25 protein-coding genes are annotated in these 25,943 nt (G+C 67.2%); 15 read left to right on the forward strand and 10 right to left on the reverse strand.

Going from position 1 to position 25,943, the window contains the following annotated elements; translation table 11 throughout:
• The 3 genes from WKI94_RS06370 to miaB all read right to left on the reverse strand — a co-directional run.
• Positions 1-446: FAD-dependent oxidoreductase (locus WKI94_RS06370; RefSeq protein ID WP_337844933.1), on the reverse strand; the 446-nt coding region annotated here is incomplete at its 3' end.
• 43 nt (positions 447-489) lie between these two features.
• Positions 490-822, reverse strand: coding sequence for a hypothetical protein (locus WKI94_RS06375; protein WP_337844934.1), 333 nt, complete (start codon positions 820-822; stop codon positions 490-492).
• A complete protein-coding gene (gene miaB, locus WKI94_RS06380; RefSeq protein ID WP_337844935.1) occupies positions 819-2,141 on the reverse strand; it encodes a tRNA (N6-isopentenyl adenosine(37)-C2)-methylthiotransferase MiaB in 1,323 nt (440 codons plus the stop codon). The genes WKI94_RS06375 and miaB overlap by 4 nt, the downstream gene beginning before the upstream one ends.
• Positions 2,142-2,209: 68 nt before the next feature.
• Between miaB and WKI94_RS06385 the strand changes: the two genes are divergently transcribed.
• The gene (locus tag WKI94_RS06385) at positions 2,210-2,449 is read left to right on the forward strand and encodes a CDGSH iron-sulfur domain-containing protein (RefSeq protein WP_337844936.1); all 240 of its coding nucleotides are present in this window, start codon (positions 2,210-2,212) and stop codon (positions 2,447-2,449) included.
• Here WKI94_RS06385 and WKI94_RS06390 read toward each other — a convergent pair.
• Positions 2,408-3,481, reverse strand: a complete 1,074-nt coding sequence (locus WKI94_RS06390) for a radical SAM protein (protein WP_337844937.1) — start codon at positions 3,479-3,481, stop codon at positions 2,408-2,410. The genes WKI94_RS06385 and WKI94_RS06390 overlap by 42 nt on opposite strands.
• An 18-nt stretch (positions 3,482-3,499) precedes the next feature.
• Here WKI94_RS06390 and WKI94_RS06395 point away from each other — a divergent pair, with 18 nt between their 5' ends.
• Genes WKI94_RS06395 through wecB form a run of 5 tightly spaced genes read left to right on the forward strand, consistent with a single transcriptional unit; the run spans position 3,500 to position 7,702 of the window.
• Positions 3,500-4,318, forward strand: coding sequence for a phosphotransferase (locus WKI94_RS06395; RefSeq protein WP_337844938.1), 819 nt, complete (start codon positions 3,500-3,502; stop codon positions 4,316-4,318).
• A 10-nt stretch (positions 4,319-4,328) separates the two neighbouring features.
• Positions 4,329-4,955 carry a uracil phosphoribosyltransferase gene (gene upp / locus WKI94_RS06400; protein ID WP_337844939.1) on the forward strand — a complete coding sequence of 209 codons (627 nt, stop codon included), beginning with the start codon at positions 4,329-4,331 and terminating at the stop codon, positions 4,953-4,955.
• Positions 4,952-6,034 (forward strand): MraY family glycosyltransferase, encoded by a 1,083-nt coding sequence (locus tag WKI94_RS06405; protein ID WP_337844940.1) that lies wholly within the window; start codon positions 4,952-4,954, stop codon positions 6,032-6,034. The genes upp and WKI94_RS06405 overlap by 4 nt, the downstream gene beginning before the upstream one ends.
• A 4-nt stretch (positions 6,035-6,038) precedes the next feature.
• Complete coding sequence (locus WKI94_RS06410) at positions 6,039-6,587, forward strand: Uma2 family endonuclease (RefSeq protein WP_337844941.1); 549 nt, start codon at positions 6,039-6,041, stop codon at positions 6,585-6,587.
• Positions 6,584-7,702 carry a UDP-N-acetylglucosamine 2-epimerase (non-hydrolyzing) gene (wecB, locus tag WKI94_RS06415; RefSeq protein WP_337844942.1) on the forward strand — a complete coding sequence of 373 codons (1,119 nt, stop codon included), beginning with the start codon at positions 6,584-6,586 and terminating at the stop codon, positions 7,700-7,702. Before WKI94_RS06410 ends, wecB begins: the two co-directional genes overlap by 4 nt.
• On the opposite strand, the gene WKI94_RS06420 is transcribed toward wecB, so the two are convergent.
• Positions 7,677-8,876 carry an MFS transporter gene (locus WKI94_RS06420; RefSeq protein WP_337844943.1) on the reverse strand — a complete coding sequence of 400 codons (1,200 nt, stop codon included), beginning with the start codon at positions 8,874-8,876 and terminating at the stop codon, positions 7,677-7,679. The two genes, wecB and WKI94_RS06420, sit on opposite strands and share 26 nt — an antisense overlap.
• 97 nt (positions 8,877-8,973) lie before the next feature.
• Between WKI94_RS06420 and WKI94_RS06425 the strand changes: the two genes are divergently transcribed.
• From WKI94_RS06425 to WKI94_RS06440, 4 genes are read left to right on the forward strand one after another with little or no spacing between them, the layout of a single operon-like run.
• Positions 8,974-9,963 carry a TAXI family TRAP transporter solute-binding subunit gene (locus tag WKI94_RS06425; protein WP_337844944.1) on the forward strand — a complete coding sequence of 330 codons (990 nt, stop codon included), beginning with the start codon at positions 8,974-8,976 and terminating at the stop codon, positions 9,961-9,963.
• A gap of 55 nt (positions 9,964-10,018) precedes the next feature.
• The gene (locus WKI94_RS06430; RefSeq protein ID WP_337844945.1) at positions 10,019-12,139 is read left to right on the forward strand and encodes a TRAP transporter fused permease subunit; all 2,121 of its coding nucleotides are present in this window, start codon (positions 10,019-10,021) and stop codon (positions 12,137-12,139) included.
• Positions 12,140-12,167: 28 nt separating this feature from the next.
• Positions 12,168-13,145, forward strand: a complete 978-nt coding sequence (locus WKI94_RS06435; protein ID WP_337844946.1) for a TAXI family TRAP transporter solute-binding subunit — start codon at positions 12,168-12,170, stop codon at positions 13,143-13,145.
• A 9-nt stretch (positions 13,146-13,154) separates the two neighbouring features.
• Positions 13,155-13,553, forward strand: coding sequence for a hypothetical protein (locus WKI94_RS06440; protein WP_337844947.1), 399 nt, complete (start codon positions 13,155-13,157; stop codon positions 13,551-13,553).
• Here the strand turns inward: WKI94_RS06440 and WKI94_RS06445 are convergent.
• Entirely contained in the window at positions 13,550-14,770 is a 1,221-nt protein-coding gene (locus WKI94_RS06445; protein ID WP_337844948.1) for a trypsin-like peptidase domain-containing protein, read from the reverse strand. The genes WKI94_RS06440 and WKI94_RS06445 overlap by 4 nt on opposite strands.
• Before the next feature lie 46 nt (positions 14,771-14,816).
• On the reverse strand, positions 14,817-15,668 hold the full coding sequence (gene purU / locus WKI94_RS06450) for a formyltetrahydrofolate deformylase (protein WP_337844949.1): 852 nt from the start codon (positions 15,666-15,668) through the stop codon (positions 14,817-14,819).
• Positions 15,669-15,687: 19 nt separating this feature from the next.
• On the opposite strand from purU, the gene rraA reads away from it, so the two are divergent.
• Positions 15,688-16,176: a ribonuclease E activity regulator RraA gene (rraA, locus tag WKI94_RS06455; protein ID WP_337844950.1), complete on the forward strand. Its 489-nt coding sequence runs from the start codon at positions 15,688-15,690 to the stop codon at positions 16,174-16,176.
• On the opposite strand, the gene mutL is transcribed toward rraA, so the two are convergent.
• Together mutL and mutS are read right to left on the reverse strand one after the other, a co-directional pair.
• Positions 16,085-17,692, reverse strand: coding sequence for a DNA mismatch repair endonuclease MutL (gene mutL, locus WKI94_RS06460; protein WP_337844951.1), 1,608 nt, complete (start codon positions 17,690-17,692; stop codon positions 16,085-16,087). The genes rraA and mutL overlap by 92 nt on opposite strands.
• Complete coding sequence (gene mutS, locus WKI94_RS06465) at positions 17,689-20,112, reverse strand: DNA mismatch repair protein MutS (protein ID WP_337844957.1); 2,424 nt, start codon at positions 20,110-20,112, stop codon at positions 17,689-17,691. Before mutS ends, mutL begins: the two co-directional genes overlap by 4 nt.
• A gap of 244 nt (positions 20,113-20,356) precedes the next feature.
• Between mutS and WKI94_RS06470 the strand changes: the two genes are divergently transcribed.
• Genes WKI94_RS06470 through WKI94_RS06480 form a run of 3 tightly spaced genes read left to right on the forward strand, consistent with a single transcriptional unit; the run spans position 20,357 to position 22,491 of the window.
• On the forward strand, positions 20,357-21,637 hold the full coding sequence (locus WKI94_RS06470) for a molybdopterin-dependent oxidoreductase (RefSeq protein WP_337844952.1): 1,281 nt from the start codon (positions 20,357-20,359) through the stop codon (positions 21,635-21,637).
• Positions 21,638-21,646: 9 nt separating this feature from the next.
• Positions 21,647-22,054 carry a sulfide dehydrogenase gene (locus WKI94_RS06475; protein ID WP_337844953.1) on the forward strand — a complete coding sequence of 136 codons (408 nt, stop codon included), beginning with the start codon at positions 21,647-21,649 and terminating at the stop codon, positions 22,052-22,054.
• Complete coding sequence (locus WKI94_RS06480) at positions 22,051-22,491, forward strand: MOSC domain-containing protein (RefSeq protein WP_337844954.1); 441 nt, start codon at positions 22,051-22,053, stop codon at positions 22,489-22,491. Before WKI94_RS06475 ends, WKI94_RS06480 begins: the two co-directional genes overlap by 4 nt.
• Before the next feature lie 45 nt (positions 22,492-22,536).
• Here the strand turns inward: WKI94_RS06480 and WKI94_RS06485 are convergent, their stop codons facing one another.
• Positions 22,537-24,192, reverse strand: coding sequence for a 5'-nucleotidase C-terminal domain-containing protein (locus tag WKI94_RS06485; RefSeq protein WP_337844955.1), 1,656 nt, complete (start codon positions 24,190-24,192; stop codon positions 22,537-22,539).
• Between the two features lie 196 nt (positions 24,193-24,388).
• Between WKI94_RS06485 and glnA the strand changes: the two genes are divergently transcribed.
• A complete protein-coding gene (gene glnA, locus WKI94_RS06490; RefSeq protein ID WP_337844956.1) occupies positions 24,389-25,729 on the forward strand; it encodes a type I glutamate--ammonia ligase in 1,341 nt (446 codons plus the stop codon).
• Positions 25,730-25,943: the final 214 nt, after the last annotated feature.

Genomic DNA, 25,943 nt, shown 5'->3' on the forward strand with positions numbered 1-25,943 from the left:
TCCAGCACCACCTCCCCCGGGGCGTAGGCCACCACCCGGGCCCTAAGGCCCCCACGCTCCGCCCAAACCCTCTCCAAAAAGGGGCGGGGCTCCAGCCAGAAGGCCTCGGGCAGGAAAAGCCCCTCCCGGGTCCAGCGGTAGGGAAGGCCGCTTCCCCCAAGGCGCCTCTCCCAGGCCTCCCGCTCCCCTTCCGGGACGGGGCGGAGGAGGCCCTTGTGGAGGGGCACATAGCGGCTATAGAGGGTGAGGGCGGCCTCGAGGGCCAAGGCTCCTTCCGGCACCAACACCCCCCGTTTCCCCCGCACGGGGTTCACCAGGGCCACGGGGACGCGGCTCGCATCCCCCACCCCTTCCGCCACCCAAAGGACGGAAAGGCCCGCCCCCTTCAGGGCCAAGGCGGCTGCGGCCCCCGCCACCCCCGCGCCCACCACCAGCACCTCCCCCATGCCCACCCTCGAGGCCCCCACCGCAGGGCAAGCGGCGATGGGGCTAAAACCGGTACCCCTCCCCTTCCCTCCGGCAAAGCCCCCGCGCCGCCAGGGCCTGGAGGAGGCTTTGGGCCTCGGAAAAGGGCATATAGGGGGAAAGGTCCTCCGGGCGCAAGAACCTGCCCCGCCGCCAGGCCTCCTTCATGGCGAGCCGCTCCTTGGCCCAAGGGGAGGGGCCCCTTTGGAGAAGCCCCTTCTGCCAGCGGTCCAGGAGAAGGTAGAGGAGGGCGGAAAGGAGAAGAGCCAGGAGGAGCCCCAACAGGGTGAAGCGGAAGGCGGCGAAGAGGAGGAGGAAAAGGCCCAGGGCGCCGGAGAGGGGCAAAAGCGGCCTCATGCCACCGGCAGGGGGATGGGGGCGGGCGCCTCTGCCCCCACCACCTCCCCGAAGAGGAGGTGGGGCGTGGCCTGCTTGATCTCCACCTGGTAGAGCCCAGGGGCGGGGGCCTGGTGTGCGGGGATGAGGACCGGGTGGTTCCCCCGGTCGTGGCCCTGGACGTACCCCTCCTCCTTGGCCTCCCCCCGCACCAGGACCTCCACGGTCTTCCCCACCCATTCCAGATTCCGGCGGTAGCTCCACGCCTTCTGCTTCTCAATGAGACGCATGAGCCGCTCCACCTTCACCTCCCGGGGCAGGTCCTGGAAGTGCGTGTAGGCGGGGGTGCCGGGGCGGGGGGAGTAGATGAACATGTAGGCCTGGTCGTAGCCCACCTCATCGTAGAGGGAAAGGGTCTCCTGGAAGTCCTCCTCCATCTCCCCAGGGAAACCCACGATGATGTCCGTGGAGAGGACCGCATCGGGCAGGGCCTCGCGAATCTTGCGGATCCTTTCCAGGTAGTGCGCCCGCCGGTACTCCCGGGCCATGCGCCTCAAGACCCGGTCCGAGCCCGACTGGACGGGCAGATGGATGTAGCGGCAGATGGCAGGGGTTTCCGCGATGGCCTCAATGATGTCGTCGGTGAAGTTCACGGGGTGGCTGGTGAGGAAGCGCACCCGGGGGATCCCCATCCGCCCCACCATCCTTAGGAGCTCGGCGAAGGAGGGGAAGCCCGGCTGGTCCTTCCCGTAGGAGTTCACGTTCTGCCCGAGGAGGGTGACCTCCACCACCCCCGCGGCCTTCAGCATCTCAATCTCCTTCAGGATGAGGTCGGGGTGGCGGGAGACCTCCGGGCCCCGGGTGGTGGGGACGATGCAGTAGGTGCAGTGGTGGTTGCACCCCCGGATGATGGTCACGTGGGCGGAAAGGGCGCCCTTGGGGGGCGGGGGGATGTAGTCCAAAAGGTCCTGGCGGAAGGTGAGGTCAAAAAAGCGCTGGTGCTTGGCCAGGGCCTCGGGGAGGGAGGTGAGGGCCCCAGGGCCTAGGAGGATATCCACCCCGAACTTCCTCGCCATCTGCTGGCCCTCGTCCAGTTGGGCCAGGCAGCCCATCATCCCGATGAGGAGGCCCCGGCGCTCCTTCTCCTTGCGGAGCTGCCCCAAAAGGGCCCGCACCTTCTCCACAGGCTTGCCCCGCACCGCGCAGGTGTTCACCAAGACGAAGTCCGCCTCCTCCACGGAGTCCACCAGCTCCCACCCGAGGCTCACCAGCTCGCTGGCCACCAGGTGGGTGTCGTACTCGTTCATCTGGCAACCGTAGGTGATGAGGTGTGCGCGCATACTCCCTCCGGGGCGACCGGGGGGATCCCGGGCCCATCCTTCCCAAGATAGCACCTTAAACTGGAAGCATGCGCCTCCGCTTTCGCCAAGACGGCCCCTATGTCCTGGACCTGCCCGAGGGGAGCGCTTTCCGCTGGAACGGGGAGGAAAGGCGCTTGGAGAGGCCCAAGCTCGCCCTATGCCGCTGCGGAAAGTCGGGGGATAAACCCTTCTGCGACGGGACCCACAAGAGGGTGGGCTTCCAGGCCGAAGGGGGCGAGCTGGAATCAGTAGACGAACTCCCGGATATCGTACCGGGCGGCCTTTAGCCCCAGGCGGCGCACCCCTTGGGCGAAGCGGCCAAGCTCGCCCTCCAGGTCCTCCACCACCCCAAGGCCCATCCGGGCGTAGGGGGTGGTTTCCTGCACCTGCAAGGGGGAAAGGTAGATCAGGTCCTCCCCGTCCAGGGGAAGCCGGGCGAGAAGGCCCAAGGTGTCTCGGAAGTGGGTCTCCCGGTAGGCCTCCCCCCCTACCCCCACCAGGAAGATGAGGCCCAAGGAGAGCCCCGCCGCCTTCAGGGCCCGAACCAAGTCCAAGGCCTCCTCCGGATGGCCGGGCTTATGGAGGAGGACGAGGAGGGGGGCGTGCCCCGTCTCCAGGCCCAGGTAGACCCGCCTTAGGCCCAGGGTCCGAAGCCTTTCCCACCACCTTACGTCCTTCTTGAGCCCGGTCCAGAGGTCCAAAAACCCGTACACCGCCTCGCCGGGGAAGCGCCCTTTCACCTCCTCCATGAGGGGGAGGAGGGGGTCGGAAAGGGCCAGGGCGTTCCCGTCCGCCAGGAAAACCCCGCGCCTCAGGGCCCGCCCCCGGCCAAGGAGGCGGAGGACGGCCTCCAGGTGCTCTCGGAACTCGGGGAGGCTTTTCTTGCGGAAAGGCCGGTCCTGGTAGAAGGCGCAGAAGGTGCACCGGTTCCAGGTGCACCCCGTGGTGGCCTGGAGGACCACGGAAAGGTACGCGTCCGGGGGGAAGATGCTCACCGGATGGGGGTAGGCCTGGCGGTAAGGGGTGGGGTCCGCCAGGGCCTCTGGACTCCAGCGGAGGACCTCTTCCCGCCTTTCCCTGTCCTCCAGGTGGGCCTCCGCCAAGGCCAGGATCTCCCCGTACACCTGAAGGGCCTCTTCTCGGGGCAAAACCCGCCGTCTCCTTTCCCCTTCCCGGAAGCGGAGGTGGAGGGTGCCGTCCAGGGCGCGCTTGTAGGTGAGCCCCCGGCGGAAGTAGTGGTAGGGCCGCCCCTCCCGGTCAAAGGAGAGGACCCTATCCCCCAAGGAGAGGAGGGTGGCCTCGGGCCGGAGGAGCTCCACGCCCTTAGAATAAGCCCCGTGGCGCTTTCCGCCCTCCTCGCCCGGCTCACGCCCTTAGGGGGCTTTGAGGCCCGGGTTTATGGGGACGAGGCGCGGGTGTACAAGGTCTATAGCCCCAAGGAGAAAGCCCTGGCCCGCCTCGAGGCCCGGAACCTGGCCCGGGCGGGGCTTGGGTCTTTTGTGCTTGGGGTGGAGGAGGTGGAGGGGCATGGCCTCCTCGTCCTCCGCCGCTTTCCCGGCGAGCCCTTCCGCCCTGAGCTCTTCGGCCCCAAGACCCTGGCCGCCCTCTCCCACCTCTTCCTCCGCCTCCACCGCCTGCCCGAGCTGGGCACCGTCCCCGCGGAAGACCTCCTCCTGCGCCTGGAGCGCTTTGAAGAGGCCCTAAGCCCCCACCTCGAGGCCCAAGGGCTCATCCGGGCGCTTAAGAAGGAGGTGCGGTGGGTGGCGGGGGTGGAGAAGCGCTTCTGCCACCGGGACGCCTGGGCGGGCAACCTCCTCCTGAAGCGGCCCGGGGCGGAAGGCCTCGAGGTCATGTTGGTGGACTGGGCCCGGGCCGGGGGGGACGACCCTGCCCGGGACCTTGCCCTCCTGAAGACGGGAAGCCTGGACCTCTTAGGGGAAGGCAAGGCCCGGGAGGCCCTTTTCCGCATCGCCCGCCTTTACCCCAAGGACGTGCGGGAGCGGCTTTTCTTCTACGTCCCCCTCACCTACCTCCATGACCTCTACTGGTTCAAGACCAAGGCCCCGGAGGGGTTTGAGGAGGCCCTAAGGGAAAAACTCCCCCGGGCCCAGGCCTTTTACCAAGACGGCTTGGCCTTTAGGAAAGGGGCGTGTTAGCCTCTACTGGATGAGGATCACCCTGGTGGACCACCCCCTGGTCCAGCACAAGCTGGCCCACCTGCGGGACAAGCGCACCGGACCCAAGGACTTCCGGGAGCTCGCCGAGGAGATCGCCATGCTCATGGCCTACGAGGCCATGCGGGACCTGGAGCTGGAGGAGAAGATCGTGGAAACCCCCGTGGCCCCCGCCCGGGTGCGGGTGCTCTCCGGGAAGAAGCTCGCCCTGGTGGCCATCCTGAGGGCGGGGCTCGTGATGGTGGAGGGCATCCTCAAGCTGGTGCCCCACGCCCGGGTGGGGCACATCGGCCTCTACCGGGACCCCGAGTCCCTAAGCCCGGTGCAGTACTACGCCAAGCTCCCCCCGGACATCGCGGAAAGGCGGGTCTTCCTCTTAGACCCCATGCTGGCCACAGGGGGAAGCGCCAGCCATGCCCTCCGTCTCCTTAAGGAAAAGGGGGCCATGGGGGTCAAGCTCATGTGCCTCATCGCCGCCCCCGAGGGCCTGGAGCGCATCGGGAAGGACCACCCCGAGACCGAGGTGGTGGTGGCGGCCATTGACGAAAGGCTCAACGAGCACGGCTACATCGTGCCCGGGCTGGGGGATGCGGGCGACCGCATCTACGGGACCAAATGATCTGGGAACGCCTGGGGATCGCGGAGCCGGGGGGCACGGGCTGGCTTTCCGTGCTCTTTGTCTTCCTGGTGGCCCTCCTCACCACCTGGCGCTTCATCCCCCCGGTGCGCCGCTTCGCCCTTAAGGTGGGCTGGGCGGACCAGCCCAATGAGCGGCGCCTCAACAAGGAACCCCTCCCCAACGCCGGGGGGCTTGCGGTCTACGCCGGGGTGGTGGTGGCCCTGGTCCTGGCCGCGGCCCTAAGGCCCATCCTGGTGGAGGGGGTCCTTATCCAGATCCTGGCCATCCTCCTGGGGGGAGCCTGGCTGGTTCTGGTGGGCTTCATAGATGACCAGTTCAGCCTGCCGCCCCTTTTCCGCCTCCTGGTCCAAACCCTCGCCGCCCTCCTCCTGGTGGCGGTGGGCATCCGCTTTGAGGCTGCCTTCGGCACCCCCCTGGACCCCCTCCTCGGGGTCTTCCTCACCTGGCTTTGGGTGGTGGGGATCACCAACGCTCTGAACCTCATGGACGGGCTGGACGGGCTGGCGGGGGGGATCGCCTTCATCAGCGCCCTAAGCCTCCTCGCGGTGAGCGCCCAGTTCCCCTACTGGGCCGCGGGGACCCTGCTCCTTGCCGCCTTGGCGGGGGCCGCCTTGGGCTTCCTAAGGCACAACCTTCACCCCAGCCGCATCATCCTGGGGGACGCGGGGGCCTACTTCCTGGGCTACACCCTGGCGGCCACGGCCCTTCTTGGGAACCTCAAGCTCACCACCTTCTTAGGCCTCCTCCCCCCGGCCCTCTTCCTCCTCCTCCCCATCCTGGACACCGCCCAGGTGGTGGTGCGAAGGCTCCTCAAGGGCCAAAACCCCCTTTCCACCCCGGGAAAGGACCACCTACACCACCGCCTTCTCGCCCGGGGCCTTTCCCAGAGGCGGGTGGCCTTCCTCCTTTGGGGGCTCGCCCTCCTCTTCAACCTTCTCGCTATGGCCTACCTGAGGATGCCCTGGGAGGCCATGCTGGCCAACCTCCTCGCCATCCTCCTGGGCCTGGGCTGGGTCACCTACCGACGGCTAAGGGCCCTTTTCCGGGAAGTAGAATAGCCCTGTGGTCAAGGGCCGGAGACCCTTCACCGTGGAAGAGTATCGCCGCCTTTTGGAAGCAGGGGTGCTCCGCGAGGGCGACCCTGGAGAGCTGAGCGAAGGGGAGATCTTGGAAATGAGCCCCATGGGAAGCCGGCATGTGGCCACGGTCAATGGCCTGGCCCGGTTTTTCTTCTCCCAGGTGGGGGATAGGGCCATGGTGAGCGTGCAAAACCCCATACGCCTTGGAGAGGTGAGCGAACCCCAACCGGACCTGGCCCTCCTTCCCCGGCCGGACGATTACGCCGCTGCTTTTCCCCAGGGGGAGGACGCCCTCCTCCGGGTGGAGGTGGCCGACCCCTCCCAAGCCCATGACCGGGAAGTTAAGCCTCCCCTCTACGCCAAGGCGGGCATCGCGGAGGTGGGGCTGCTGGACTTGGTGGGGGGGCGCCTCGAGGTCTACCGCAAGCCCAGCCCTGAGGGGTACCGGGAGCGCCACCTCATAGAGGAAGGGGAGGTGGCGCTCCTGGCCTTCCCCGAAGCCCGCCTTGCCCTAAAGCGCGTCCTCCCATGAAGCGCGTGGTCCTCGCCTTCGGCACCCGGCCCGAGGCCACCAAGATGGCCCCGGTCTACCTGGCCCTAAAGGCGATCCCCCACCTCAAGCCCCTGGTCCTCCTCACCGGGCAGCACCGGGAGCAGCTTAAGCAGGCCCTAAGCCTCTTCGGCATAGAGGAGGACCGCAACCTGGACGTGATGCAGGAGCGCCAGGCCCTGCCGGACCTGGCGGCCCGCATCCTGCCCCAAGCGGCCCGGGCCCTCAAGGAGATGCGGGCGGACTACGTCCTGGTGCATGGGGACACCCTAACCACCTTCGCCGTGGCCTGGGCGGCCTTTCTGGAGGGCCTCCCCGTGGGGCACGTGGAAGCAGGGCTTAGGAGTGGGAACCTGAAAGAGCCCTTCCCCGAGGAGGCCAACCGCCGCCTCACCGATGTCCTCACCGACCTAGACTTTGCCCCCACCCCCCTGGCCCGGGAGAACCTCTTAAGGGAGGGAAAGAAGCCCGAGGGCATCCTGGTCACCGGCCAAACGGGGGTGGACGCGATCCTCCTGGCGGCGAGGCTTGGCCGCCTCCCGGAGGGGCTCCCCCCGGGGCCCTACGTGACCGTGACCATGCACCGCCGGGAAAACTGGCCCCTCCTCCCCGAGCTGGCCCGGGCCCTCAGGCGGGTGGCCCAGGACTTCCCCCACCTCACCTTCGTCTACCCCGTGCACCTGAACCCCGTGGTGCGGGAGGCGGTCTTCCCCGTGCTGAAAGGGCTTAAGAACTTTGTCCTCCTAGACCCCCTGGAATACGGACCCATGGCCGCCCTCATGAAGGAAAGCCTCCTACTGGTCACGGACTCCGGGGGGCTCCAGGAGGAGGGGGCGGCTCTGGGGGTGCCGGTGGCGGTCCTGAGGAACGTCACGGAAAGGCCGGAAGGGCTTCAGGCCGGGATCCTCAAGCTTGCGGGCACAGACCCCGAAGGGGTCTACGCCACGGTGGCGGGCCTCCTCGCTGACCCCGAAGCCCTAGAGCGGATGCGCCGGGCCAAGAACCCCTATGGGGACGGAAAGGCAGGGATAAGGGTGGCCCGGGGCGTGGCCTGGCGGCTTGGGCTTGGCCCTAGGCCGGAGGACTGGTCCCCTTAGGCCAACCCTGCCGGAGCTGGTATAGGCCCAAGAGGAGGAGGCTACTCCCTAGGGCCAACGCCGCCTTCTCCCCCCCTAGAAGCTCAAAGAGGAGGCCCGTGAGGTAGGCCCCAAGTGGCCCCGTCCCCAGCATGACCAGGGTGTAGACGGCCATGACCCGGCCCCTTAGGCGGTTGGGGACGGAAAGCTGCACCAGGGTGTTGGCGTTGATGAGGACGGAGATCATCCCGAACCCCCCCAGGGCGAGGAAGAGGGGGATGAGGGGCAGGGCTTTGAGGAAAAGCCCCAGGTGGGCCAGGGCCAGGAAGAAGACCCCAAGGAGGAGCCGGTAGGGCCTTGGCCTTCCGGTGAAGGCCATGACCAAGGCGGCCAGCACCGCCCCCACCCCCACGCTGGAGAGGAGGAGGCCATACCCTTGGGCCTCGAGGCCGAGAACCAGCCGGGCGTAGGCCGGCACCAGGGTCTGGAAGTTCATCCCAAGAAGGCTCGCGAAAAGGACGAGCCCCACCACCCGCCGCACCAGGGGGTGGCCCCGGACGAAGGCCAACCCCTCCCAGGCCTCCCGCCACCAGGGCACCCCCCCCTGGCCGCCCACCCCGCCTGAGGGCAGGCGGAGGAGGACCCAGAGGAGGGGGAGGAAGGAGAGGGCGTTGGCCAGAAAGGAAGCCCCCACCCCATACCGGGCGATGAGGAGGCCCGCAAGGGCCGGGCCCACCAGGCGGCTCGTGTTAAAGCCGAAGGAGTTTAGGGCGATGGCCCCAGGGTAGCGCTCCCTGCCCGCAAGCTCCACGGTGAAGCTCTGGCGCACGGGCTGGTCCATGGCGTTCAGGGCCCCGTAGAGGAGGGCGAAGAGGAGAACATGCGGGTAGCGCAGAACCCCCGCGAAGATCCCCACCGCCATGAGGAGGGCGAGGAGGCCCATGCCCCCTTGGGTAAGGAGGAGAAGGACACGTTTGGGGTAGCGGTCCGCCAACACCCCAGCGGGGAGGGCGAAGAAGAGGGAGGGGAGGAACTGGAAGGCCACCACCAACCCAAGCCTTTCCGCGCTCCCCGTGAGGAGGAGAACCAGCCACCCCATGGAGGCGGCCTGCATCCAGGTGCCCAGCTGGGAGACGAAAAGGGCCAGCCAGTAGCGGCGGTAAAGGGGGTCCTGGAGGAGGTGAAGGGCCAGCACCCCCTTATCCTACCCCTGACTGACCGGTCATTACCCTGCCTTGACAGCCCCAAGAGGCCCAGGTAGGGTAAGGGCGCAAACTTATGCGTAGGTGAGCATGAGAAGCGCGCTGATCTTCGGGATGGCCCTGGTGCTTGGGGTTGGGCTTGCGCAAAAGCCCAAGGTGGTCATCGGCACGGGGAGCACAGGTGGGGTCTTCTTCTACTACGGCACCGCCCTGGCGGACATCTATAACAAGACCGGGGTGGCGGAGTTCCAGCCTGTCCAAACCGGGGGCTCCTACGATAACCTCCTCCTCCTCCGAGACCGCACCGATCCCAAGGCCAACACCTACTACTGTGCCCTCACCACCACCGACTCCGCCTATGTGGCCTACACCGGGGAGGAGCCCCGCTTCAAGGCCAAGCCCGCCAAGGACCAAAGGGTCCTCTTCTACATGTACCCCTCCTTCATCCACGTGGTTACCACCGAGAAAAGCGGCATCAAGGTCCTCCAGGATCTGAAGGGCAAGCGGGTCTCCACCGGCCAGCCCGGCTCCAGCACGGAGAATCTGGCCCTTCTCGTCCTCCAGGCCGCGGGGGTCAAGCCGGAAAGCTTCGCCAAGCGGGAGCGCCTCCCCGTGGCCGAGGGGGCCAAGGCCCTGGCGGAGGGCACCCTGGACGCCTTCTTCTGGGTGGGCGGGGTGCCCACGGGCTCCATCGTGGAGCTAGGGCAGACCCTGGCCCGCAAGGGGGACCGGATCTACCTCATCCCCATTGACCCCAAGAGCACCACCGCCCAGGTGGCCCTGAAGCGCTTCCCTGGGCTCCTAGACCCCACGGTGGTCCCCAAGAGCGTCTACGGCACCCGTACGGACGTGCCCGGGCTCAACACGGGCAACATCCTGGTCTGCCCGGATAGCCTCCCCCAGGAGGTGGCCCACGCCATGATGAAGGCCACCTTTGACAACCTGCAAACCCTAAGGAGCGCGGTGGCCGCAGCCAAGGACACCTCCGTGGCCAACACCGCTAAGCTTTACGGCAAGTTCATCGTCCCCTTCCACCCCGGGACCGAGCGGTACTTGAAGGAAGTGGGCGCCGTGAAGTGAGGGTAAGGTACCCTTCGGGGCCCGGGGCGGTCCCCCGGGCCTTTTGGAGGTCAAGATGGCCGAAGTCCACGCTGCCCTACCCCCAAGCCCCTTGGGACGGCTTACCCGCCTGGTCCTCATCCTGGGCTCCCTCTACAGCCTCTACCTGGTCCTCCACCCCTTCACCCCCTTGGCCCAGGCCCACATCAACCTTCTGGACGTGGTCCAGCTCCAACGGAGCACCCACGTCCTCTTCCTCCTCCTTGGAGCCTACCTGGTGAGCTTCTTCTCCCCGCAAAGGAAAGCCACCCCCGGGGCCTGGGTTTTCCTCCTCTTCAGCCTGGTGCCCCTCTACGCCTTTCTCTTCCCCAAGCCCCCCGCCATGCCCCTCCCCCTGGAGGTGCGGCTCTTTGGGCTTTTGGTCTGGGCCGTGGCCGTGCCCCCCGCAGTCCTCCCCCCCCTTCAGCGGCCCACCGCCCTCCTGGGGGCCCTCTTGGCCCTCCTCCCCGCCTGGTACCAGGCCCGCTACTTTGAAGAACTGGTCTACCGGGCGGTGATCCCTGAGGCCTGGGATGCGGGGATGAGCCTCGGCCTCATCTTCCTCCTCCTGGGGGTGGTCTACCGCCTCCTGGGACCGGTAATGCCCGTGCTGGTCCTCTTCTTCTTCAGCTACAACCTCCACGCCGGGGCCTTCCCTGGGGCTTTCCGGGGCACCCCCCAGCCCATAGACCTTCTCTTGGGCAAAACCTTCAACGAGACGGAGGCGGGCATCTACGGCCTCATCACCGGGGTTTCCGCCAAGTACCTGGTCTACTTCACCCTCCTTTCGGGGATGATCACCGCCTTGGGCCTTGGCCGGGTGGTGGCCAACCTGGCCATGGCCCTGGTGGGCAAAAGCCCCGCCACCCCAGGCCGGGTCACGGGCCTGGCCGGGGTCTTCATGGGCATGTTCTCGGGCTCGGGGGCCGCGGACACCCAGTTTGTCGCTACCCTCACCAAGCCCCTCTACGAGCGGTCGGGCTACGACCGCCTGGTGGCCGCGGGGATCGCCGCCACCGCGGGGACCATCGCCCTCATCATGCCCCCCATCATGGGCAGCATCGCCTTCATCATGGTGGAGATCCTGGAAATCCCCTACCTGAAGGTGATGGTCATGGCCCTGGGGCCGGCCCTCCTCTACCTTCTCGCTATCCTGGCCTTCAACGAGTTCTATGCCCGCAAGGCGGGCCTTAAGGCGGTGGCGGTGGAGCTCGGGATGGCGCGGCGGGCCTACGCCCTCCGCTATAGCCCCATCTTCCTCCCCATCCTCCTCATCGTGGTCCTCCTCTACCTGGGCTACGAGGTGCGCACCGCAGCCAGCCTCGCCCTCCTAGGCTTCATCCTCCTGGCCTACCTGGACCCCTCCTTGAGGCCCAAGGGGGTGGGGCCTATCTTCCAGGGCCTAGAGGAAGGCTTTCGGACCCTTCTTCCCATCGGCACCGCGGTGACCTCGGCCAACCTTATCTTCGCCATGATGGTCATCTCCGGCCTGCCCTCCAAGTTCAGCCAGCTCCTGCAGCAGGTTTCCGGGGAGAGCCTCCTCCTCGCCACCCTCATCACCGCCATCTTCAGCCTGGTCCTGGGCATGGGGGTGCCCCCCACCGCCACTTACGTTCTCACCTCCGCCCTCACCGCCCCCGCCATCATCGCCCTGGCCCGGGAAAACGGCATTCCCGACCAAGCCGCGGTCTACGCCACCCACATGTTCCTCTTCTACTACGCCGTCCTGGCGGACGTAACGCCCCCGGTGGCCCTCTCCGCCTACGCCGCGGCCAGCGTCTTCGGCACCCACCCCCTGCCCACGGGGGTCTACGCCGCCCGGGTGGCCCTTTCCAAGTACCTCATCGGCTTCTTCTTCCTCCTCTCCTACACGGGCACGGGTCTCCTCGTCCTCCCCGTACTGGAAACCGCTCCCCCAGAGGAGGCTTGGCCCATTATCCTAGAGCGCTTCCTGGCGGTGGCCGCAGGAATTGTCTACCTCTCCGCCGCCACCGCGGGCTACACCAGAAGGCCCTTGGCCCGCCTGGAGTCCTGGGCCTTAGGCCTCCTGGCCCTCCTCCTCTTCGCCCCTTACGGCACCCTCAACCTGGTGGCCTTCCTCCTGGGCCTCCCCTTCTTCCTCAGGAGGGGCTTGACGGGAAAGGGCCAAGGGGCTTAGGGTAGGCCTGAAAGGAAAGGAGGCCCCTATGAGACCCTGGTTGCTCGCTGTTGTGGCCCTCTTCGGCCTGGCCCTGGCCCAGAAGCCCCGGGTGGTCATTGCCACGGGGGGCGTGGGTGGGGTCTACTTCTACTACGGCACCGCCCTGGCGGAGATCTGGAACAAGGCGGGGGCAGCGGAGGCCCAGGCCACCCAGACCGCGGCCTCCATAGACAACCTCCTCCTCCTGGAAAACCGCACGGGGAGCGGCACCTACTACTGCGCCACCGTCCTCCCCGACTCCGCTTACCTGGCCTACACCGGAACCCACGAGCGCTTCAAGGACAAGCCCGCTAGGAACGTGCGCATCCTCTTCGCCATGTACCCCAACTACCTCCACATCGTCACCCGGGAAGGGACGGGGATCCGGGTGGTGCAGGACTTGAAGGGGAAGCGGGTCTCCACCGGGGCCCCGGGTTCGGGCACGGAGGTGGAGGCCCTTCTCGTCCTCCAGGCCGCGGGGCTTTCCCCCAAGGACTTCGCCAAGCAGGAGCGCCTGGGGGCCCAGGAAAGCGCCAACGCCCTCTCGGAGGGCACCATTGACGCCTTCTTCTGGTCCGGGGGGCTCCCCACGGGGGCCATCACCGAGCTTTCCGCCAGCCTCGCCCGCAAGGGCCAGCGGATCCACCTGGTGCCCCTAGACCCCAAGAGCACCGTGGTCCAGGCCTTCCAGAAGCGTTTCCCCGGCCTCGCGGGCCCCGGGGTCATTCCCAAGGCGGTCTACGGAGCCCGGGCCGACACCCCCACCCTCACCTTCTGGAACCTCTTCGTCTGCCCCGCAAGCCTCCCGGAGGAAGCGGCCTACGCCCTCACCAAGGCCACCTTTGAGAACCTCGAGGCCCTCCGCGCCGCGGTGGCCGCCGCCCGGGACACCAGCCTGCAAAACGCCGTGCGCTTTGTGGGGGGCACCATCCCCTACCACGAGGGGGCCCTGCGCTACTTCCGGGAAGTGGGGGCCCTGAGGTAAGGGGCTTCTATGGTCAGAACCCGGCTCCTCCTCCTAGGGGCCGGGCTTTTCCTTGTCCTCCTCACCCTCCTCCGGGTGGTGGAGGTGGAGGGTGAAGGGCAGCGAACCCTCTTTTTCCTCCCGGCCTTTGCGGAGGGGCGGGTGGAGTTCGTGAACTCCGTCACGGGAAAGCCCGTCCTCCTGGAGTTCCACATCTCCTGGCGCTTCCAGGGCTTCCGCGCCTACACCGACCTCGAGACGGAGGCCTATTACACCGGGGGGACCTACCCCTGGAACCAGGCCCTAGCCCAGGAAAGGCGCCGGGAACTCCTCTACTGCTCGGAGGCGGGCCTAGCCCTTCGGCTTGGGGGGAGGTGGTTCCGGGTGGAAGGGGGGTGCTTCCGGGTGCGCCTCCTCTTCCCCCCCTAGCGGAGCACCCTGGGCACCACCCGGAGGGTCAGGGTCCGCCCGCCCCGCCAGACCTTAATGGTCACCGCCTCCCCCGGCTTCTTGCGGTAGAGCACCTGCCGAAGCTGGACGATGGAGGTGAGGGATAGCCCGTCCGCCTCCAAAAGCACGTCCCCGTCCACCCCCACCTGTAAAGCCTCCCCCGTGGGGAGCTGGAGGTAGGCGAAGCGGGTGGGGGCCTTTAGGCCGGCCCGCTCCGCGGGGCTTCCCTTCTCCACCTCCTGGACCATGAGGCCCGTCTCCGGCAGGCCATACTGCTGGCGCAGGCGCTCAGGGTAGAGGCTCAAGGGGACCAGGCTCACCCCCAGGCGGGGGCGGTTTTGGATGAGGGCCTCCGCGGTGAGGGTCTTCCCCGCCTTGAGGTCTTGGAGGTGCTCCTTCACCACGTTGATGGGCAGGGCGAAGCCCACCCCCGCGAACTGGGCCGCCCCGAACTGGCCGGTGGGGGTGAAGATGGCGGTGTTGATGCCGATGACCTCCCCCCGGGAGTTCAAAAGGGGCCCCCCGGAGTTGCCGGGGTTGATGGCCGCGTCCGTCTGGATCACCTGGGGCACCAGGCCGCTTTCATCCCCGATGGCCCCGGGGTTTTCCCGGATGGCGGAAACAATCCCCTGGGTCACGGTGAACTCCAGGCCAAAGGGGTTCCCCATGGCAATGGCCTTCTGCCCCACGCGGATTTTGTCCGAGTCCCCCAGGACCAAGGGCACCAGCTTGTCCTTGGGGGCCTCCACCTTGAGGAGGGCCACGTCCAGAGGGGGCGCAGCCCCCACCAGACGGGCCCGGTACTCTTTGGGGTCGTTGTGGAACTTCACCGTGATCTGATCCGCCCCCTCCACCACGTGGTGGTTGGTGAGGATGTACCCCTCCTTGTCTATGACGAAGCCCGAGCCCGCGCCCTCCTGGGGCGGGACCTGGAGGAAGGGCGCAAAGAACTCAAACCCCGGGGGGAGCTGGAGCGCCCTGGGGGCGGTGCGCACCGCCACGTAGACCACCCCGTCCCCGTAGCGCTCCACGATCTCCACGGTGTTCCGCTCGTATTCCAGAAGCCCAGGCTCTGCCGCAACCCCCGCGGACGAAGCTGGCTTGGGGGTCTGGCCGTTGGAAACCCCCCACCAAAGGACCGCCCCCGCCATGAGGGCGAGGACCAGGAAACCCAAAAAGGACCGTCCGAGGTTCATGCGCCACCTCCTAAGGCCACCTTAGTCCCAAGGGGTTAGCCCCCGATTAGACGAAGACCACCGTCTTGTTTCCGTGGACGATGATCCTATCCTCCAGGTGCCAGCGCACCGCCCGGGCGAGGACGGTGCGCTCCAGCTCCCGCCCCAAGCGGCGCATCTCCGCCACGGAGTTGCGGTGGGAGACCCGCACCACGTCCTGCTCGATGATGGGCCCCTGGTCCAGCTCCTCCGTCACGTAGTGGGCCGTGGCCCCAATGAGCTTCACCCCCTTCTCGTAGGCCTGGCGGTAGGGGTCGGCCCCGGCGAAGGCGGGAAGGAAGGAGTGGTGGATGTTGACGATGCGCATGGGAAAGCGCGCCACGAAGCGGGGGGAGAGGATCTGCATGTAGCGGGCGAGGACCACAAGCTCCACCCCTTGGGCCTCGAGGAGCTCGAGGATCCTTTCCTCCGCCTCCGCCTTCCTTTCCACGGGGACGTGGTGGTAGGGCACCCCGAAGCGCTCCACCTCCTCCCGATGGTCCGGGTGGTTGGAGACCACCAGGCGGAGGTCCATGGGAAGCTCCCCCACCCTATACCGCCAAAGGAGCTCCAGGAGGGCGTGGGCCGGCTTGGAGACCAATATGGCCGTCCTCTTCCTTTGCGAGGCGTAGGCGATGCGCCACTCCATGCCGAAGCGCTCCGCCACCACCTCCTGGAAGGCCCGCTCCAGGGCGGGGCGGGAGAGGTCCAGGTGGGGGGTGGTGAAGGCCAGGCGCATGAAGAAGGTGCCCCCCTCGGGGTCAGTGGAGTGCTGCTGCAGGTCGGTGATGTTGGCCCCGTGGGCGTAGAGGAAGCCGGAGACCGCGGCCACGATGCCGGGGCGGTCGGGGCAGGTGATGAGGAGGCGGGCCTCGTCCATAGGGGTTACTATATCCGCCATGGACTGGAGCACCGCGGACCTTTCCGACCGCTTTCCCGAGGCCCCCTACCTCCCCAGCCTTCTCAAGGACTTTGGCGGCCGGGTGCGCTTTTTCGGGCGGGTGCGCACCCTCAAGGTCTTTGAGGACAACCTCCTGGTGCGCCGGGTGCTGGAGGAGGGGGGCGAGGTCCTGGTGATCGACGGCGGGGGAAGCCTCCGCACCGCCCTCCTCGGGGGCAACCTGGCCCAGCTGGCCCTGGAAAAAGGGTGGCAGGGGGTGGTGGTCCACGGGGCGGTGCGGGACGCGGCGGAGCTTAGGGCCCTCCCCCTAGGGGTGAAGGCCCTGGGCACGACCCCCAAAAAGAGCGCCAAGGCGGGGGTGGGGGAGGTGGACGTGCCGGTGGCTTTCCTAGGCCTTAGGGCTCTTCCCGGGCAGTTTCTGGTGGCCGACGAGGACGGCCTTCTCCTCCTCCCCGCACCCCCGAGCGGCGGCCAAAGCGGCGGATGAGCTCCGCCTCCTCCAGGGCCAGGAGGGTGGGCCTTCCGTGAGGGCAAGCCCAGGGGGTTTCGCAGGCGAGGAGGGCATCCAGGAGGGCCTGGCCTTCCGCCTGAGCCAAGGGGTGGCCGGCCTTCAGGGCGGGGAGGCAGGCCAAGCGGGCGAGGAGGGCCTTGAGGCTCTGCCCTTCCCCCCGCAGGACCTCCCGGAAGACCTCGGGGAGGAGGAGGGGGTAGGGGTGGAGGAAGGAGGGGGCCTCGAGGAGGCGCACCCTTCCCGGGCCGAAGGGCTCAAAGGCGAAAAGGGCCCGCAGGGCCTCCTCCCGCTCAGGGATCCTCAGGGCCTCCTCCGGCGCCAGGGGGATCAGGAGGGGTCGGGGAAGGGGGGTGGGGCCCTCCGCCACCCTTCTCTGGAGCTCCTCAAAGAGGATGCGCTCGTGGGCCGCGTGCTGGTCCACCACGTAGAGGGTGGTGCCCGCCTCGGCCAGGAGGTAGCTTTCCCGGAACTGGCCCAGGTACTTGAGGCGGGGACGAGCAAGGGCCTGGACCGGCCTCAGGGCGGAAAGGGCCCGCTCAGGGAGGGCGCGGGCCAGGTTCTCCCGGGCGAAGGCCTCCTTTAGGGCCTCCTCCAGGAAGGCCTCAGCCTCGAGGGCAAGCCGCACCTCCTCCTTCCTCGCGTCCAGGCGCAGGCGAAAGGCCCCGGGGGGCAGGATGAGGTTCAGGACCCCATAGGGGTAGTGCCCCTCGGGGAGGAGCTCCCGGTAGGCCCGGCGGAGGGCGAGGAGCACCCCCTTGGGTAGGGCCACGGGGCGGCCGTTCAGCGAGAGGAAAAGGCCCTCGGGGCTGGTCCTATAGGCCTCGGGGCGGGAGAGGAGGGCCTCTAGACACATCCCCTCCCCTTCCCAATGGATGGGGAAAAGCCTCTCCGCCAGGACGCGGCCGAACTGGAGCCGGGCCGCCTCCCTAAGCCCCGAGCCGGGAAAGAGGAGGAGGGCCTTCCCCTCTGCGAAGAAGAGGAGGTGCAGGTGGGGGTGGTGGAGGAGGTAGCGCTTGAGGAGGAGGAGGACCTCCCGCACCTCCCCCTTCTCCGGCGCCTTTTCAAAGGACACCTCCACCCGGGTGCCGGGGGGGGCGGGGGCCTCCCGGTGGGCCCGGACCTCCCCCCTTTCCACCAGGAGGAGCCCACCCCCCACCTGCCCCCGGGGGCGGGAGCGGATCCTGAGGGTGCCGGCCTGGGCCAGGGCGTAGAGGGCCTGGCCGCGGAAGCCCAAGGTGGTGATCCTTTCGGGGTCTTGGAGCTTGCTGGTGGTGAAGGGGGCCACGGCCAAGGGAAGCTCGGCGAAGGGGATCCCTGCCCCATCGTCCTCCACGGCAAGGGCCCTTCCCCCTTCCCAAAGCTCCACCTTGACCCTTTTAGCCCCTGCGTCCAGGGCGTTTTCCAAAAGCTCCCGCACCGCGTCCCTCAGGGAGAGGAGGACCTCCCCCTCGGCGAGGAGGGCCCTAAGGGGTTCGGGCAGGGGGCGGATCATGTCCGGGCAAGGCCCAGGGCCAGGGCCCTAAGCTCGTGGAGGACCCTTAGAGCCTCGAGGGGGGTCAGGCGGTCCGGGTCCAAGGCCAGGAGGCGGTCCAGCACCCCCTCCAAGGCCCCTTCCCGCCGGGCGAGGAGGCCCTGGAGGAGGGCGTGGGCCCGCTCCACCACCTCTCTGGGCAGGCCCGCCATCTGGGCCACCTCCACCCCGTAGCTCTTGGAGGCGGGGCCGGGGAGGACCTGGTGGTAGAAGAAAAGCCCCCCCGCCTCCTCCTTGGCGGCCACGTGGAGGTTTTTGAGGCGGGGAAGCTGCAGGGCGGTGAGCTCAAAGTAGTGGGTGGCGAAGAGAGTATAGGCGCGCTTCTCGTGCAGGGCCTCGGCCACCGCGGTGGCGATGGCCACCCCGTCCAGGCTGGAGGTGCCCCGGCCCACCTCGTCCAGGAGGACGAGGCTTTTCTCCGTGGCCTCCTTTAGGACCTGGGCCACCTCCTCCATCTCCACCATGAAGGTGCTCCGCCCCCCCGCCAGGTCGTCCGCGGCCCCGATGCGGGTGAAGATGCGGTCAAAAAGGGGGAGCACCGCCTCCTCCGCCGGGACAAAGCTCCCCATCTGGGCCAGGAGGGCGATGAGGGCCGTCTGGCGCAGGAAGGTGGACTTCCCCGCCATGTTGGGCCCGGTGACTAGGACCAGTTCGTGGTCCATCTCCAGGTCGTTGGGGACGAAGGCCGTGCGCCTTTCCACCACCGGGTGCCGTCCCCCGCGGATGGAAAGGCGCTCCCCAAAGCGGGGGCGGACGTACCCGTAGCGCACGGCCACCTCCGCCAAGGCGGCGTAGACGTCCAGCTCTGCAAGGAGCCTCGCCGCCTCCCTCAGGGCCTCCCCCTCCCCCTTCGCCCGCTCCCTTAGGGTCTGGAAGACCTCCTCCTCCCGCCTTCTCGCCAGGGCCTCGAGGCGGTAAAGCTCCCGCTCCTTCTCCTTCATCTCAGGGAGGGCGTAGCGCTGACGGTCCTTCAGGGTCTGGAGGGGCTTGTACTCGGGGGGGACCTTCTCGTAGTAGGGGCGGGTGACCTCGAGGTAGTAGCCGAAGACCGCGTTGTAGCCCACCTTGAGGGTGGGGATGCCCGTGCGGGCCTTCTCCCTTTCCTCCAGGGCCAGGAAGTAGGCCACCCCCTCCTCGTGGGCCCGGCGCAGGGCAGAAAGCTCGGGATCGTACCCCTCCCGGATCACCCCCCCCTCGGAGAGCTTCAAAGGGGGGTCGTCCACAAGGGCGGCTTCCAGCTCCTCCCTTAGGGGGCCGAGGTCCGGCAAGGGGAAGCCCTCCCCCAGGAGGGCGGAAAGCTCGGGGAGGACCTGGAGGGTGCGCCTTAGGGCGGCGAGGTCCCGAGGGCTTGCCCGGCCGAGCTCCAGCCGGGTGGCCAGGCGCTCCAGGTCCGAGACCCGGTGGAGGAGGCGGCGCACCCCCTCCCTTAGGGCCGAATCCCGCACGAAGGCCTCCACCCGGTCCAGCCGGGCCTCGATGGGCCCCCTTTCCACCAGGGGGTGGCGGAGCCAGGCCTGGAGGAGGCGGCGGCCTGGGGCGGTGCGGGTCTCGTCCAAGACGGCAAACAGGGTGTCCTGGCCCCGGAGGGGCTCAAAGATCTCCAGGGCCCTCAAGGCGGCCTCGGAAAGCCCCATGAAGGCCCCGGGGTCGTAGGGGCGGAAGGGCCTTGGGGTAAAGGCCTCCCCTTGGGTGTAGCGGGCGTAGGCCAGAAGGGCCCCCTGGGCGCGCCGGAGGGCCAAGGGGCCTTCCCCCATGGGCTCAAAGGGGGCCTCGGAGAGCATCAAGGGGAAACGCTTTTGAAACTCCTCCGCAAAGTCCCGGTTCTCCCTAAGCTCCGGGGCCAGGAGGACCTCCGCGGGCCGGTGGCGGAAAAGCTCGTCGTAAAGGGCACTTTTGCTCTTGAGAAGGGTTCCCCTAAACTCCCCGGTGGAGACATCCAGAAAGGCCAGGCCCCACCCGTCCCCGGTGGCGATGGCCGCCAGGTAGTTGGCCTCCCGCGGGAGGAGGGCCTCCTGGACCAGGGTCCCCGGGGTGAGGAGCTGGGTGACCTCCCGCCTCACGAGCCCCTCCGCCTCCTCGGCGGGCTCCACCTGGTCGGCGATGGCCAGGCGGAAGCCCAGCTTGAGGAGCCTTTCGGCGTAGGCGTCAAAGGCCCGGATGGGGATCCCGGCCATGGGGGTGGTGAAGTCCTTGCTGGTCTTGTGGGTGAGGGCCAGGCCCAGGGCCCGGGCTAGCCTTTCCGCGTCCTCCCCGAAGCACTCGTAGAAATCCCCCACCTGGAAGAGGAGGAGGTAATCGGGGTAGCGGTCCCTGAGCTCCACGTACTGCTGGAGAAGGGGGGGCAGGGGGCCTGGGCCTTCGCCCTTGAGCATACCTCCCATGATAGCGCCCAAAGCGGGGGGATACCCCCTCCTGAATGATAGGAATGAACCACCAAATAGGGGGTCCCCCAACCATACCCCCTACTTGACAGGGGTAGGCTCCGGGGTCTAGCGTAAAGCCAACCGGGAACATAGGGACAAACGTCCTACCGAGCAGGAGGAAAGGGGTATGGAAAGGCTTAGCCGGCAGAAGGGCCTGAGAGGGGCGCTGACTTCCAGGCTGGCCCCCAAAAGGAGGTAAGGTATGAAAAAGCATCTGAACCGGAGGCACCTGCTCAAGCTCTTGGGCCTTGGCGGGGGTCTTCTTGCGGCCCGTCCGGCCCTGGCGCAAACCTCCGCCCAGGCCGAAACATCCCTGCCTTCCTTCACCGGCCCCGGCCCCAACCCCTACTGGAATGGGGTCCATCCCTATGCGGTCTACCCCCAGAAGCTCCCCCTCCTGCGCATGACCGACCGGCCGGTCCAGCTGGAAACCCCCCGCCACTATTTCCGCACCGCCTTTACACCCAATGAGGCCTTCTATGTCCGCTACCACCTGGACGAGATCCCCAACCAAATAGACCTCTCCCAGTGGCGGCTGAAGCTGGAGGGGAACTTTGAGCGGACCGTTGAGCTCACCTTTGAAGAGCTCGTCACCCGGTTTAAGCCGGTCTCCATCGCTGCGGTCAACCAGTGCTCGGGCAATTCCCGCAGCCGCTTCCAGCCCCGGGTTACCGGCGGGCAGTGGGGCAACGGAGCCATGGGCAACGCCCTGTGGACCGGCGTTCGCCTCAAAGACCTGCTGGACTACGCGGGGGTGAAGCCGGGGACGGTCCAGATCCAGTTTGAGGGGCTGGACCGGGGCAAGGGGCCCGAGAACCTGGGCTCGGGACGCTTCATCAAGTCCCTGGACCTGAACGACCCTGTGATGGAGGAGGTCATCCTAGCCTACCTCATGAACGGCGAGCCCCTGCCCATGTTGAACGGCTTCCCCCTCAGGCTCGTGGTGCCCGGGAAGTTCGCCACCTACTGGCTTAAGCACCTCACCTGGATCCGGGCCCTCACGGAGGAGGACAAGAACTTCTGGATGGCTTCCGCCTACAAGGTACCCGACACGCCCAACGGTTCCACAACCCCAGAAGACGTGGCGGCGGGCCGGGTCAAGACCGTACCCATTGGGCACTTCAACATGCCCGTCCGCTCCTTTATCGTGGACCCCGACGGTTCCTATCCCCTGCTGGCTGGGGTCCCGGTGAAGGTCCGGGGCGTGGCCTTCAGCGGGCACGGAAGGGTGGTGAAGGTGGAGGTCTCCACCGACGACGGCAAGACCTGGCGGCCGGCCATGCTGGGCCCCGATTACGGCCCTTACTCCTTCCGAACCTACGAGTTCACCTGGCGACCCAGCCAGCCCGGGGAATACATCCTGGCGGTGCGGGCCACGGACGAAAAGGGCAATGTCCAACCCGACACCCCCATCTGGAACCCCGGCGGGTATCTCTGGAACAAGATTGAGCGTCAGAAAGTGGTGGTGCTGAGCACCAAATAGGGGGACGGGATGAAAAAGGCTTGGATTGCGCTCGCGCTCACGGCGATCGGCCTGGGCCTGGTGGTGGCGGAGGTTCCCGGCACGGTGGCCGGGGAGTGGACCCAAGGCACCCTGGGGCTCATCCTCCCGCCCGCCCCTACAGACCCGGGCCAAGGCAGCGTCTACAAAGTGGGCCCCTACCCCCTCTACACCGCCGAGCTGGTGGAAGGGGAGGGCAAGGAGCTGGTCATGGGGTACTGCTCCATCTGCCATAGCGTCACCTACATCACCATGCAACCTCCCATCGCCGACTGGACGCCCACCATGAACAAGATGCTTAAGACCTACGGCGGCGAAAAGTTCATCCCCCCAGAGGCTGCGGAAAAGATCTTGGCCTACTTGCAGGCCCACTACACCACCCAAACCCGTAAGCAATGAGCAAGGTGATCTCCCTCCACCTGGGCACCGGGGCTGGCCTCCCCAAACCCCAGGTGGAGGTTCTCACCCTGGTGGCGGGGCACGGGGCCCTGGGGGACCGGCACGCGGGGCGGGACCCGGATAGGGCGGTTTTGGTGGCGGGCCTGCCTGCCTACGCGAAGGCCCAAGGAGCGGGTATCGCCCTTCCCTACGGGGCCTTGGGGGAGAACCTCCTCCTGGACCTGGACCCCCACCGTCTACCCCCCGGAGCCCGCCTCGAGGTGGGCCAGGCCCTCCTGGAGCTCGCTTCAGTCTGCACCGTCTGCGCCAGCCTCTCGCAGTTCGACCCCAGGCTCCCCAAGCTCCTCTACGGGGGCCGGGGGGTCTACGCCCGGGTCCTGCGGGGCGGGGTGGTGCGGGTGGGGGCACCGGTGCGGGTCCTTTTGCCCGTGGAGTAGAAAAAGGCCAAGCCCCCGGGGTCTTCCCCGGGGGCCTATCCTTTCCTATACCCTCACCCTCTCGGGCATGGCGTAGGCCCAATAGGCCGGCCTCTCCCCCTTGGGCTCATTCAGGACCTCAATGCGGCCCTCCACCTGGGGGGCCACCTCTTTCAGTTCCTTCAGGTAGTCCATGAAGCTTTCCGCGTCGGCGAAGCCCGTGTCCACCCGGTAGCCCTGGGCGTTTCTCAGCACCGTGAACCCGTCCCCACCGGCGGCGATGAAGTTGTTGGTCACCACCCGGTAGGTGGCCTCGAGGTCCAAGGGCCTATACCCCTCGCCCTCCTTCACCTCCACCCGCACCACCCGGCTCCCCGCGGGCCGGGAAAGGTCAAAGGCGTAGCGGAGGCCCGCCACCTGGAGGAAGCGGCCCGCGGTTTGCTCCCACTGGGAGACGCCGTTTTCCAGGGCCTCGAGGATCTCCCGCCCCTTAAGGTCCATGACCACCAGGGTATTGCCAAAGGGCAGGACCTCGTAAACCTTCCCCACGGTGATGGGGCCCTTGGGGATGGAGGCCCGGATGCCGCCCCCGTTCTGGAGGGCGATGCGGGTGCCGGCGTTTTTGGTCTTCCAGAGCATCCCATCCGCAATGAGGTTCCCCAGGTTGCTCTCCCGCCTGCGCACGATGGCCCTCTCCCCCACCAGGTCCACCTTGGCCTCGGCGATGACCTGGGCCATGAGGGCCATAACGGGCTGGGCATAGGCCAAAAGGGCCTCCTTGGCGAAGAAGTCCTCAGGGGAAACCTCGGGGGTCATGAGGAGGGCCTCCCCCTTGTAGGCGAGGAGTTCCCCCTGGGGGCCGAAGGTGACCTCCAAAAGCCCCACCACCTTCCCCCACTCCCAGGCCTGGACCACCAGCACGTCCTTCCCCTCGGGGTTCTTCACCACCGTGGGGTAGGGCCCCAGGGGGGAGAGCTCCTTGTGGGGGAAGGTGCCAAGGAGGGTGTGGGAGTGCCCCCCCACGATGACCTGCACGCCCACGAGCCTCCGGGCCAGCTTCAGGTCCTCGCCGTAGCCCAAGTGGGAAAGGACGAGGATCTTCTTCACCCCGCGGCTTAGGAGCTCGTACACCGCCTTTTGAGCGCTCTCGTAAGGGTCTAAGAAGCCCACCGTGGGCCCGGGGTTGGCGATCTCCTTGGTGTCCGGGGTGGTGAGGCCAATGATGCCCACCTTCTCGCCCCCTACCTGTAGTACAGCGTAAGGGGCGAAGAGCCCTTGAAGCCTAGGCTCTTGGGAAACGTCCACGTTGGCGGAGACCACCTTGAAGCGCGCCCCCTTCAAAAACTCGGCCAAAGGCCCAGGTCCCAGGTCAAACTCGTGGTTCCCTAAGGCCATGACCCGGTAGAGGGCCCGGTGCATGAAGTAGCGGTCCGCCAAGCCCCGGTACTGGTTGAAGTACAGGGTGCCCTGGAAGACATCCCCCGCGTCCAGGAAAAGGGGATTCTTGGCCTGGGTCCGCAGGCGGTCAAAGAGGGCGATCCTGCGGGCCACCCCGCCCACGGGGGTCTTCTTCCCGGAAAGGGTGAGCTCCGTGGGCTCCAGGTGGGCGTGGGTGTCGTTGGTGTGGACCAGGGTAAGGGTAAAGGCCCCTTGGGCCCGGCCAAGCCCTAGCCCCATGGCCCCCAGGGCCGCGCCGGCTTTCAATAGGTCCCGCCTCTGCATACCTAACCTCCGGCCTCCAGTCTATCCCCTCCCGGGTCAGGGGAAGATCAGAAAGAAGCGCATACGCTTTCCCTTGGCCTTTTTCGGCAAGATGTACGGAGCAAAGTTGACAATTGACAGGTTATCGTGGTACGCTCTGCACAAATCGGGGGTCAAAAAATGACAAAAGCCCCCGATTTTAGCGCGGGAGGAAGTCATGGGCTACACAAAAGCTGAGATTTTAAAAGAGCTAAAGGCCAACAACGTCAAGTTTTTGCGCCTGCAGATCACGGACATCCTGGGCGTGGTGAAGAACGTGGAGGTGCCCGCCTCCCAGTTTGAAAAGGCCCTGGACGGGGAGATCATGTTTGACGGCTCCTCCATTGAGGGCTTTACCCGCATTGAGGAGTCCGACATGCTCCTCAGGCCCGACTACAACACCTTCGTCATCCTCCCCGACCTGGTAGAGGACCCAGCCCGGGGACGGGTGGCCCGGCTCATCTGCGACGTCCACTACCCCGACGGCCGCCCCTTTGAGGGGGACCCCCGCTATGTCCTGAAGCGCCAGGTGGAAAGGCTCAAGAAGCTGGGGTTTGACAACATGTACGCCGGCCCCGAACCCGAGTTCTTCCTTTTCCTCCGTACCCCCGAGGGCCTGCCCACGGTGGAAACCCACGACAAGGCCGGGTACTTTGACCTGGCCCCCATTGACAAGGGGGAGGAGGCCCGGCGGGACATGGTGAACGCCCTGGTGGCCATGGGCTTTGAGATCGAGGCCGCCCACCACGAGGTGGCCCCTGGCCAGCACGAGATTGACTTCAAGTACGCCGACGCCCTCACCACCGCGGACAACATCGCCACCTTCAAGTGGGTGGTCAAGCGTGTGGCCATCAACCATGGCCTCCACGCCACCTTCCTCCCCAAGCCCATCCGGGGCATCAACGGCAGCGGCATGCACACCCACCTCTCCCTCTTCAAGAACGGGGAGAACGCCTTCTTTGACCCCAACGCAGAGTACCAGCTCTCCAAAACCGCCCTCCACTTCATCGCCGGGCTTCTGGAGCACGCGGAGGGCATGGTGGCCATCACCAACCCCCTGGTGAACTCCTACAAGCGCCTCACCCCGGGCTACGAGGCCCCCACCAACATCGCCTGGTCCGCCTCCAACCGCTCGGCCATGATCCGCATCCCCGCCCGGCGGGGCGTGGGTACGCGGGCAGAGCTGCGCATGCCCGACCCCTCCGCCAACCCCTACCTGGCCCTGGCGGTCATGGCCGCGGCCGGGGCGGACGGCATTGAGCGCAAGCTCCTTCCCCCGCCCCCCATCCAGCGGAACATCTACCAGATGACCGTGCGGGAAAGGCGCAAACACAAGATCCGCGAGCTCCCCGGGACCCTGAGGGAAGCCCTCGAGGCCCTGAGGAAGGACCCCGTGATTCAGGAGGCCCTGGGGGAGCACGTCTACACCCACTTCCTCCAGGCCAAACAGATGGAGTGGGACGACTACCGGGTCACGGTCCACCAGTGGGAGCTGGACCAGTACCTGGCCACCTACTAAAGGGCCCAAGGATACCCGCCGGGGGCATCCCCGGCGGGTGGGGTTTACCCTGACCGATAGGTCAGGCATAAGCTTTCAAGAGGGGCGTGTGCTCGGACAAACACATGTGAGACTGCCCCAACTAAAATGTGGGGACCACTCCAACATGAAGGAGGTCCCCACGAATGCAGCTTACCACCATCGGCCAGGAGATGTGGAAGGGAGCCCGGCTGGC

Source organism: Thermus sp. (genome assembly GCF_037444525.1).
Classification (GTDB): Bacteria; Deinococcota; Deinococci; order Deinococcales; family Thermaceae; genus Thermus.